This window comes from Deltaproteobacteria bacterium (assembly GCA_019308925.1).
In the GTDB taxonomy this organism is placed as follows: domain Bacteria; phylum Desulfobacterota; class B13-G15; order B13-G15; family RBG-16-54-18; genus JAFDHG01.
Genome location: JAFDHG010000074.1, coordinates 1 through 10,992, shown reverse-complemented (window position 1 = coordinate 10,992; position 10,992 = coordinate 1). Strand labels below are relative to the sequence as shown.

The following is a 10,992-nucleotide window of genomic DNA, read 5'->3' as shown; positions in this document are numbered from 1 at the left end:
GGCCAACACGGGGGTGATAAACCGCATCTTTCGACCCGATGGTTCGGTCACTGGTTTTGGAGGCAGCACGACCAGCATCATCTATTTAAAAAATGCGAGAAACGACCGCTTTCGGGTGGTCATCACTTCTTCCACGGGTGGTGTGAGAACGAGCAAAGGATGGTGAGAATATGATGAAAGGGAGGTATATTATGCGTAGATTAAAAGACACCAAGGGCTTCACCCTCTTGGAGGTACTGATCACCTTGATCATTCTTTCCGTTGGCCTGCTGGGCCTGGCCAGCATGCAGATCATGGCTGTCAAGGGGAACTCATTCGGGCAACAGATGACTGTAGCTTCGACCCTAGCCCAGAATAAGCTGGAGGAGTTGCGGAAGGCCAACTTCGATTCCATCGCTAACGGCAACGATACCTATTCTGACCAGATCAATGGGGTTAGTTATACCAGGCAGTGGACTGTGCAGGACGATACCCCGGAGGTGGATGCGAAGACCGTGGTTATAGCTGTCAGTTGGGAAGGCACCCAGGCGAATCGATCTGTCATCCTTTCCACCATTATATCCCGGCTCTAAGGCAAAAGGGAAGGTAATGAAGAGAAAGAGTAAAGGCTTTACCTTGATCGAGCTAATGGTGGCCTTGGTGATCTCCGCCCTCATGGTGGGGGCTACCTACTCTGTCTTTATCGGGCAGCAGAGGACATATGCCACCCAGACCGGGGTGATGGATATGCAGCAGAACGCCCGGGCAGCCATGACAATGATGTTGAGGGAACTCAGGATGGCGGGCTTCGGCGTGGGCAACAGCGGGTTCAATGTAGAGGGTTTTACCCAGGCAATTACGGTGGTGAACAATACTGGGCAACCGGATCAGATAACTGTGGTCTATGCCGCTGAGCAGGTCTCCACTGTCCAAAGTGTGAGCGGCACACAGGTCACCCTAGCCGATGGAGGGGATAGCTTTGATACAGACAAGAAAAAGTATATCGCCTTTGAGACCTTGCGCACAGTATATACGATCACCACTGTAACAGGAAATAACCTTACCCTGAATGGCAGTCCCCCCTCCTATTTAGCGGACTTCGGGGCGGGGGCCTTTCTAGTCAAGACAATTACCTATCAGGTGGACAGTAGCAGGCATACCCTGGAGCGGGTGCAGAGCACCCAGACTCCCCCGGGTTCTGATCCTGAAGACCTGTGGGACGACGCGGCCAACTATATCGAGGATCTCCAGGTGGATTACCCCTATAACGGCGATAATGAGTTGCTCAAGGTCACCCTGACAAGCTCTTTTCAGGACTGTGAGGGTAGCACCAAGCGCAGGGGGTATGAGGCCATCATAAATATTAGAAACATCGGGATCTAAAAGAGGGGTGAGAAGATGAGGCTATTCGGAATTATAGAAGATGAAAAGGGCACCGTGATGATCATCTCCATCGTCATGCTGTTGATCCTCTCTATCATCGGGATCTATGCCATGGCATCATCCACCATCGAGTCCAAGATCTCGGGGCAGAAGAAGTTCTACGATGTGGCCTTCAACGCCGCTGACGGTGGATTAGATTATGTACGGGCTGTCAACCCTTTTGGAACCATAGATTGGACAAATGACACCTGGAACTTTAGTAATCCAGAAGATACAGATATCCAGTTTTCAGGAACGGTGACCTATCTGGGTAGTACACCACCCCCTGTAGGAAGTGGATGTGGGGTGAAAGGATTTAGGGCGCACTATTATCGGGTCAATTCCATAGGAACGGATTCAGGTAATATTGCCAGATCCAGTGTTGAGGAGGGGGGCTATAGGATAGGTTTTTAGGGGCAGGAGATGACAGGGGGCGACATGAAAAAGACAATACTATTCATTTCATTATTTTTGCTTACCATAACCATCCCCTGCATCTCTTATGCAGATGATACAGATATATACAATATTGCCGAGGGGGTTAAGCCCAATGTCTTGATTATCTTTGACAATTCGGGGAGCATGGAGTGGGGTATTCCCTATGATGATTCTACGACTTATAGCGGTTCATACGAAACAGACACCATATATCGAAGAGAGTGTACGCAGTGGTGGTGGATATTTTGTTTGAATTGGGACTGGGTGCCATATAGCGGCACATTTACCGATACAAATTCCGACGGCATCGATGACAATAATTCTTATATAAGAAGGGGCAACAGACTGAACTATGACTTTAGTGACCAATCGATGAGATTATCTGTGGCCAAGGCAGCAGTAAAGGATGTGATAGACCAGACCGCAGATCATGTCCGATTTGGGATCATGGTCCTCAATGGTGCGAAGGACATCAATGACTGGGGAACAACTTTCCAGGAATACCATAACGACACCACTGTGTTATCCTCAACGTATGGGGGTGCAATCATTGAGGACCGTGACGCCGCCGGGATCCAGACCTTGAAGAACCAGATAGACAATATGCAGGCCAACGGTGGTACCCCTCTTGCCAACCGGCTGATCAATGCCGCCCAATACTTCAGGGGGAGCTTTGGAAGCTATGCCTCACCGCTTAATCAAACCTACTGGTGTCGGAGGAACTTCGTCATCATTATGACCGATGGAAGACCGGAAGGCGAGGGAAATAGTCTTAGTGCCAACAATAATGGAGATTATGATCATATAGAAGGCTTTATGGATGCGAATGGTGTCTCCCGGGACTACGACAGTGATGGGGCTGATCCTGATCCAAATGATATTTATGTCAATGGTGGCTCAGATTATCTCGATGATGTGGCAGGATATCTCTACCAGGAGGAAGACCTGAGGGGGGATGTAGAGGGTGTACAAAACATTACTGTCTATACAATAGGTTTTGTAGTTGATCACGAACTGCTGAATGATACCGCTAAAAACGGAGGCGGGGAATACTATACTGCCTCCAATGCCGATGAACTCTCGAAGGCATTAATTAAGACCTTAACGAGCATCATAGAGAAGACCCAGACCTTCACCGCTCCAGTGGTGCCCATACAGAGGACTACGAGCGGGGATAAGATGTATATATCCCTCTTCACCCCTAAATCAGATAAGAATTTTTGGCCAGGTTACCTGATAAAAGTGGGGATCGGTAGCGATGGGGGGCTTTTGGCTAATGATGGTGAGACCCCGGTTACCGATAGCGAAGGCAGGCTGAACGAGGATCTGATTAACCCCAATAGGTCCCCCAATCCCTATTGGGATGTGCACAATGTGCTCAAGGGCTCAGACTTGAGTTCGAGAAATATCTATACCTATGTTGGGACCTCTGTCCAACTCAATGATGCTTCCAATCTATTTGTTGGTTCCAATTCCAGTATCACCGCAACAATGTTGGACAATCCGGCTAAGCAGGAGGGTGCCGACCCTAGTACCTCAGCCCGTGATGATCTTATAAGTTATATCAGGGGATGGGATTCTTATGATGAAGATGAGGATGGGATATATTCCGAGAAGAGAGACGATATCTTAGGAGATATCCTCCACTCAAGGCCCCTGATAATAGACTATTCAGATACGGAGAAGGTAATATACTTTGGCGCCAATGATGGGATGTTGCACGCCATTGACGACTCTGATGGTTCGGAGAAATGGGCCTTCATTCCCCCTGATCTTTTGCCCAAGCTGAAGGATATAATCGAGGGTACTGGTCACCAGTATTTTGTCGACTCCTCCCCCAAGGCCTATATCTTGGACAATGACAGGGACGGCATTATCGAGGTAGCGGATAATGATCAGGTGATCATCATATTTGGTGAGCGCAGGGGCGGGACCAGTTATACTGCCCTGGATGTCAGCGACCCGGATTTACCCCAATTCTTATGGAGGATCGATAGTACAGACACCTCAGGCACCTATGGGATCCCTGCTCCGACAACGGTAATATCGGAGATGGGCCAGACCTGGTCTGAGCCTCAGATCGGGAAGGTGAAAGTTGGATCTGCCGATAAGGTGGTGGCATTTATCGGAGGTGGGTTCAGCTACGATAATACAAAGGGCAGGGCCTTTTATCTGATAAGAGTTTCTACTGGCGAATTGTTCAAAAGTTTTACAGTCTCGGATCATCCAGATCTGCTCTATAGCATCCCCAGTACTGTCCTGGCGGTTGACACGACCTTTGATGGCTACATCAATCGGGTATATGTAGGTGATCTCGGCGGTCAGGTGTGGAGGTTTGGTCTTCATAGAACAGATGCCGATGATACAAGGATCGAGGATGGAAATATCAACAACTGGACCCCACGCCTTCTGTTTAAAGCAAATACAAGCTCAATAGAGAGAAAGATTTTTTATCCCTTCGATCTGGTATTGGAGATGGGATATGAATATCTTTACTTCGGTACGGGAGACAGGACAGACCCTATGGAGACCGCGGTGGTAAATAGATTTTATGCGGTAAAGGACAGGAATAAGACCAATGATGTCTTCACTTCACCGCTGACAGAATCCGATCTTGTCGATGTAACCAGCAATGTGCTTCAGGAAGACCCTGGCAGCCCTGAAGCAGAGGCCACATTAAACAATCTGACCCTTCAGGATGGCTGGTATATAACACTGGAAGAACAAGGAGAAAAGGTCTTGGCCTCTCCCACTGTCATCTATGGCATGGCTATTTTTACGACCTTTATCCCTGATTTAGATCCCTGTTCCTATGGGGGCGCCGCCCGTGTCTATGTCGTAGATTATCTCACTGCCGAGGCAGTGATGAATCTGGACACCACGAATGATCTAGAAGGAGAGGCGGTTTTAAAGAAATCAGATCGATCCAAATCGATAGGATATGGCATCCCCACAGAAGTGGTGATTACCATAACAGAGACTGGGAAGATTAGGGGCTATGTGGGAACAGGTGAGTATATTGTAAAAATAGATCTCCCATCTCCAGCTAAAAGTTTTAATCCCTATTCATGGCGTGAGCTGTTTTGATCATATAACAAGACTATTTTGAGGAGGATTTTATGCGTTTATATCCTAAGATAGGCAAACCAATTAAGATTTATTTACTAATTGTACTTTCATCAATCCTTATGATATCTATCTTTGGGTTTAGAGATATCAATAAAGAGGGAGTTGTATTCAAATTTAAGGCTCGTATTATCGAAAAACTAACCGATCAAAGAGGACTGGTTGTGGAGAAAACACCGATCACAGAGTTAAGGGAAAAGAGGATCTTTGTTTTAGTTACAGACAAAACAATAATTGGTTTTAAAAAGAGAAGGGTAGGCCTTGATGATCTACAAGTCGGAATGAGTATTGTTGTAGTGGGGACCAAGGTGTTGGAAAAAGTAGATAACCGAAAGATAATGATTGTTAAAGCTAAAAAGATACAGCCTATTGTGGAGTGAAACTCCCCGCCTTTCCAGGCGGGGCTAGTCTTTTCCCTCCTTTCTCACCCCCCTAGAGGGAGGGGTGAACGTCAGTGGCCTCTCCCTCTTCCTTTTTTAAGAAGGTTTGCAATAAAGGGCGAGATCACCTACTTGGGTCCCGATATGCTGGGCGATCACCGGGCATTTGACCTGCAGGAGGAAGAATACTCTATCCCTTTTTTCCTCTTCCAGGGTCTCAAAATTTCCCTGTCCTTTGACCATTACCACATTGGCCTTCTGGAAGAGTTCTCTCATCTCGGTGCAACATTGGTCTAAGATAGTACCTGGGGCGTCATCCCCATTGGCGATGACCTCGGCCACATCTTCCATACCAACCTCTCGGGCGTCATCCATGGTGGCATCATTGATGATAGGGCCACCCTTTACAACATAAGTAACCGTTAGTTGGGGGTGGTGACGTTGGATCTCCTCTATTAGGACCTTGTCGAAGACGATCTCCCCTGCATTATCCCCTACAAAGAGGAGGGTTGAGGCAGTCCTGAGGGCCTCCTTGATCTCTTCATGATGGTCGATGCCAAAATCTTCGGTTAGGCTCCTTTGGATGGCCCCCCTTACATCCACACCTTCATCGAGACAGACGGAGTCTATCCTGTTGCCTGCAGCAGCCGCCCTGAGGGCCGCCCTTAAGGGGTCAGGGGCGTTCCTAATCTCACCCTTTAAAGACGGATATAGGCGCATGGCCAGGTGATTGTGATCCTGCCTATCCTTTCGGTAGGGGTCATTAACCCCTGTTTTCTCTTTGATCATCCTATTAATGGCCTGGGCAATCTGGGGGGGCATAGCCGCAAAACCATGCTCGAGGATAATGCGCAGGCCTTCCAGGGAGATCTCCTGCAGGAGGTCTGTGTTTGAGGTGGCCTTTTTGGCCGTATCAGTGGTGAACTTCAGAAGGCAGGGGATACAATCTGGGTATGCTTTCATCTATCTTTCGCGAAAGACCGCCCCGGTACTAGCTGAGCTGACCATCTGTGCATACCTGTACATATATCCGGATTTTATCTTTGGTTCAGGGCTTCTCCAGTCTTTGAGCCGTTGTTTTATCTCCTCCTCTGTTAGGTGAAGCTGCAACCTTTTTGCTGGGATGTCGATCTCGATGATATCCCCATCCCGTACCACGGCGATGGTTCCCCCTTCAGCAGCCTCGGGGGAGATATGCCCTATGGCGGCTCCTCTGGTTCCACCAGAGAACCTGCCATCGGTTATCAGGGATACCTCCTTGTCCATCCCGATGCCAGCGATCGCTGAGGTAGGGGCAAGCATCTCCCTCATCCCTGGCCCCCCTTTGGGCCCTTCATAGCGGATGACGATCACCTCTCCTTTGACGATCTCCTTGGCTAGGATGGCCCTTAAGGCGTCCTCTTCAGATTCAAAGACCCTGGCGGGTCCTTGATGTCTAAGCATCTCCGGGGCGACAGCCGAGGCCTTGACCACCCCGCCATCCGGCGCCAAATTACCGAAGAGGAAAACAAGCCCCCCAGTGGCGTGATAGGGATTGTCCAAGGGCCTTATCACCTCTGAGTTATTGATAGAAGACGATACTATATTCTCCCCTACTGTTTTTCCGGTAACGGTTAAAAGCTCTGTATTGAGTAACCCTCCTCTCGACAATTCCTTCATGAGTGCAGGGATCCCTCCGGCCCGATGGAGGTCCTGGACATGGTGGGGTCCCCCTGGTGAGAGGTTACACAGATGGGGGGTCTTTTGGCTGATCTGGTTGAAGATATCCAGGTCTATCTTCAGACCCACCTCATGGGCGATGGCTGGCAGGTGCAGCGCAGTGTTCGTGGAACCACCAAAGGCCATATCGACCGCTATGGCATTGGCAAAGGCCTCTTGGGTCAGGAGGTCACGAGGCCGTATCCCCTTGTCGACAAGCTCCATCACCTTCTGTCCGGCCTCCTGCGCAAGGCGCAATCGCGCATTGTCTATTGCCGGTATGGTTCCGTTGCCAGGCAGGGCAATCCCCAAGGCCTCGGAGCAACAATTCATGGAATTGGCCGTGAACATCCCAGCGCAAGAACCTGGTCCAGGGCAGGCAACAGACTCTATTTCCGAAAGCTCCTCTAGGGACATCTCACCTGTTGCCACCCTTCCCACCGCTTCAAAGACCGTGATGAGGTCTACCTCTTTGCCATGATACCAGCCTGCGAGCATTGGTCCACCACTCACTACAATAGCAGGGATGTTCAGCCGCGCCATGGCCATCATCATTCCCGGAACGATCTTGTCACAGTCGGCGACCAAGACCAATCCGTCAAAGGGGTACGCCCTGGCCATAACCTCCACCGAATCGGCAATGAGTTCTCGGGAACCCAAGGAGTACTTCATCCCCCCATGACCCATGGCGATTCCATCACAGATCCCGATGGTGTTAAACTCCATGGGGGTCCCGCCGGCCATCCGTATTCCTTTCTTGACGGCCTTACCGATCTCATGCAGGTGGATGTGACCAGGAATAACCTCATTTGCCGAGTTGGCCACACCGATCAGCGGCCGTTCCAACTCACTATCGGTATAACCCATAGCCTTGAAGAGGGATCGGTGTGGGGCCCTTTCTAGACCCTTTTTCATGGCGTCCGAACGCATATCATCCTCCTCATCTGATCCCCTTTTCTTCTTCCTTGAGTAGTTTATAATCGATGCTATCCACCAAGGCCTGCCAGCTGGCCTGAATGATGTTCTCCGAGACCCCTACCGTACCCCAGTTGGCCTTTCCGTCCCAGGACTCTATCAGCACCCTGGTGCTGGCCCCTGTACCCTCTTGGTCAGAGAGGACCCTAACCTTATAATCGATGAGCTTCACCTCCTTGAGCTCAGGGTAGAAATTCTCCAAGGCCTTCCTGATGGCGTTGTCCAGGGCATTTACCGGTCCGTTCCCCAGAGCAGCCGTATGTTCCACCCTGTCTCCCACCTTCACCATAATAGTGGCCTCGGAAATTGGGGGAGATTCGTCACCTCTCTTCTCTACGATCACCCGAAAGCCCAACAGGTCAAAGAACTTCTTATGAAACCCTAAGGCCTTCTTGATGAGGAGTTCAAAGGACCCCTCAGCCCCCTCGAACTGATAACCTCGGTTCTCCAGCTCCTTTAATGCCACCAAGATATTCTTGGTCGTTCTATCACCTTTTTGCAGCTTTATGTTGAACTCCTTTGCCTTGGCCAGGACACTGCTCTCGCCGGAGAGATCCGAGATGAGGACCCTTTGTTTGTTCCCCACCAACTCCGGCCTGACGTGTTCGTAGGTAAGAGGGCTTTTGCGAATGGCGCTCACGTGCATCCCCCCTTTGTGGGCGAAGGCGCTATCCCCCACATAGGGCTGATGTTTGTTGTGGGGCAAGTTGGCGAGTTCGCTTACAAACCTGGAGACCTCTTTGAGCTTGCGTAGTCGCTCATCGGAGAGGCATTCTGCCCCCATCTTTAACTTTAGATTGGAAATTACGGGGCAGAGGTCCGCATTTCCACACCTCTCCCCATAACCATTGATGGTCCCTTGGACCTGGACGACCCCTTCCTTTACGGCCAGGATGGTGTTGGCCACTGCCAAACCGGAGTCATTGTGGACATGAATCCCCAATGGGGTCTTGATCGAACTCTTCACCTCCCTGATGATCTCCTCTAGCTCAAAGGGCAAGGTCCCGCCATTGGTATCGCAAAGCACGATGCAGTCCGCCCCTGCCGTCTCGGCGGCCTTGATGGTCGCCAGGGCATACTCTTTATTTCCTTTAAAGCCATCAAAAAAATGCTCGGCGTCGTAGATGACCTCGGGAACATGCCCTTTGAGAAAGGTGATGGATTGGTAGATTAAATCCAAATTCTCCTCCAAAGAGATATCCATAGCAGTCAGGGGGTGGATGTCCCATGACTTGCCGAAGATGGTTATCACCTCTGTCTTTGCCTCCAGGAGGGAGCGGATATTGGCGTCTTTTTCCGGTGGGACCCCCTTACGAGATGTGCTTCCAAAGGCCACTACCTTCGCTGAGGTAAGGGGGATCTTACCCACCTCACGAAAATAGTGAACATCCTTGGGATTCGAACCGGGCCATCCCCCCTCTATGTAGTGGATCCCCAGCTCGTCAAGCTTCTGGGTAATCCTGAGTTTATCTTCCGCGGAGAAGGATATATCCTCTCCTTGGGTTCCATCCCTCAAGGTGGTATCGTAGATTTTTACCTCCATTATCCGCTCCCCTTGCCCAACTCAAAGGCCTCGTGGAGCGACCTCACGGCCAACTCCGTATATTTGGCATCTATGATACAGGAGATCTTGATCTCGGAGGTGCTGATCATCTTGATGTTGATCCCCTCCTTGGCCAAGGCCCCGAACATCTTGGAGGCCACCCCAGAATGGCTCCTCATACCCACACCGACCATGGACACCTTGGCCACTTCCTCCTCAGCGATGACCTCTTTTGCCCCCATTCTCTTGGCTAGGGATTTAGCTATCTTGAGGGCCTTGGGAAAATCTGCCGTGGAGATGGTGAAGGCTATATTGGCATATCCTTCCTCCAGGCTGGAGGTCTGGATGATCATGTCCACCACGATGTCCGCCGCACTGATGGCGTCGAAGAATTTGGCGGCGATCCCCGGCCGATCAGGGACCTTGGTAATCTCAACCCTGGCCTGACCCATGTCATAGGTTAGCCCTGATACCAGTGCCCTTTCCATTTCAATATCCTCCTCACAGACTATGGTTCCTTCATTTTCACTAAAAGATGACCGCACATGGATAGGTACCCCGTATTTCTTGGCGAATTCCACTGACCTGATCTGCAGCACCTTGGCCCCCAGGCTGGCCATCTCCAACATCTCATCATAACTTATACGGCTGATCTTTCTCGCCTGATCGCATATGTTTGGATTGGTGGTATAGACGCCATCCACATCAGTACATATCTCGCAAAGATCTGCCTTAAGGGCGGCAGCGATGGCTACAGCGGTGGTGTCTGATCCCCCTCTGCCCAGGGTGGTGATATTCCCCTCTTCGTCCTCCCCCTGAAACCCAGCCACAACTACTATCAACCCTTCCCGGAGATCAGAAAAGATCTTGTCGGCATCCACACTGGTGATCCTGGCCCTCCCGTGGACGCTGTCCGTACTGATCTTTATCTGGTGTCCGAGATATGACTTGGCCTTATATCCCATCGAGGTAAGGACAATAGAGAGGAGGGCTGAGGAGACCTGCTCTCCTGTGGCGAGGACCACATCCAACTCCCTCTCATCAGGCTCCGAGGCCACCTCCTTGGCCAACTTGAGGAGTCTATCGGTCTCTCCAGCCATGGCTGAAACCACAACGACTACGTCGTCTCCCCTTTCCTTGGTCTTGATCACCCTCTGGGAGACGCTTCTGATCCTCTCCACGCTGGCCACCGATGTACCCCCATATTTTTGTACTATTAAGGCCATCTTTTGATATAATCTCCTATTTCAACCTGATATAAAAAGTAGTTATTCTCCCAAAAAGTTGCTAAAAAGGGTACAAGATTCGTCTCCTAGGGTTCCAGGGGCCAAGGGGTCCAGTGATCGAGTGAAATACACTAGAACCGCTCGGCTGTCTTCGACCCTGAGACTTCGGCGTGAGCTCAGTCGAACGCTCAGACCGAAGGGAGCT

10 protein-coding genes are annotated in these 10,992 nt (G+C 50.4%); 6 read left to right on the top strand and 4 right to left on the bottom strand.

The window, feature by feature from the left end; translation table 11 throughout:
• The 6 genes from JRI46_10940 to JRI46_10915 form a co-directional block, all read left to right on the top strand.
• The coding region (locus tag JRI46_10940) for a hypothetical protein (protein MBW2040084.1) at window positions 1–166 on the top strand (166 nt) is incomplete at its 5' end.
• A 25-nt stretch (window positions 167–191) separates the two neighbouring features.
• Window positions 192–572, top strand: coding sequence for a type IV pilus modification protein PilV (gene pilV / locus JRI46_10935; GenBank protein ID MBW2040083.1), 381 nt, complete (start codon window positions 192–194; stop codon window positions 570–572).
• A gap of 16 nt (window positions 573–588) precedes the next feature.
• Complete coding sequence (locus tag JRI46_10930) at window positions 589–1,362, top strand: prepilin-type N-terminal cleavage/methylation domain-containing protein (GenBank protein MBW2040082.1); 774 nt, start codon at window positions 589–591, stop codon at window positions 1,360–1,362.
• A 15-nt stretch (window positions 1,363–1,377) separates the two neighbouring features.
• The gene (locus tag JRI46_10925) at window positions 1,378–1,815 is read left to right on the top strand and encodes a pilus assembly PilX N-terminal domain-containing protein (protein ID MBW2040081.1); all 438 of its coding nucleotides are present in this window, start codon (window positions 1,378–1,380) and stop codon (window positions 1,813–1,815) included.
• Window positions 1,816–1,839: 24 nt separating this feature from the next.
• Window positions 1,840–4,926, top strand: coding sequence for a type IV pilin biogenesis protein (locus JRI46_10920; GenBank protein MBW2040080.1), 3,087 nt, complete (start codon window positions 1,840–1,842; stop codon window positions 4,924–4,926).
• Between the two features lie 32 nt (window positions 4,927–4,958).
• Complete coding sequence (locus JRI46_10915; GenBank protein MBW2040079.1) at window positions 4,959–5,345, top strand: hypothetical protein; 387 nt, start codon at window positions 4,959–4,961, stop codon at window positions 5,343–5,345.
• A 96-nt stretch (window positions 5,346–5,441) separates the two neighbouring features.
• Here JRI46_10915 and JRI46_10910 read toward each other — a convergent pair whose 3' ends face one another.
• From JRI46_10910 to JRI46_10895, 4 genes are read right to left on the bottom strand one after another with little or no spacing between them, the layout of a single operon-like run.
• Window positions 5,442–6,308 (bottom strand): DUF89 family protein, encoded by an 867-nt coding sequence (locus JRI46_10910; protein MBW2040078.1) that lies wholly within the window; start codon window positions 6,306–6,308, stop codon window positions 5,442–5,444.
• Window positions 6,309–7,973: a dihydroxy-acid dehydratase gene (gene ilvD / locus JRI46_10905; protein MBW2040077.1), complete on the bottom strand. Its 1,665-nt coding sequence runs from the start codon at window positions 7,971–7,973 to the stop codon at window positions 6,309–6,311.
• A gap of 10 nt (window positions 7,974–7,983) precedes the next feature.
• Entirely contained in the window at window positions 7,984–9,564 is a 1,581-nt protein-coding gene (locus JRI46_10900; GenBank protein MBW2040076.1) for a citramalate synthase, read from the bottom strand.
• Window positions 9,561–10,787, bottom strand: a complete 1,227-nt coding sequence (locus tag JRI46_10895) for an aspartate kinase (protein ID MBW2040075.1) — start codon at window positions 10,785–10,787, stop codon at window positions 9,561–9,563. Before JRI46_10895 ends, JRI46_10900 begins: the two co-directional genes overlap by 4 nt.
• Between the last annotated feature and the right edge of the window lie 205 nt (window positions 10,788–10,992).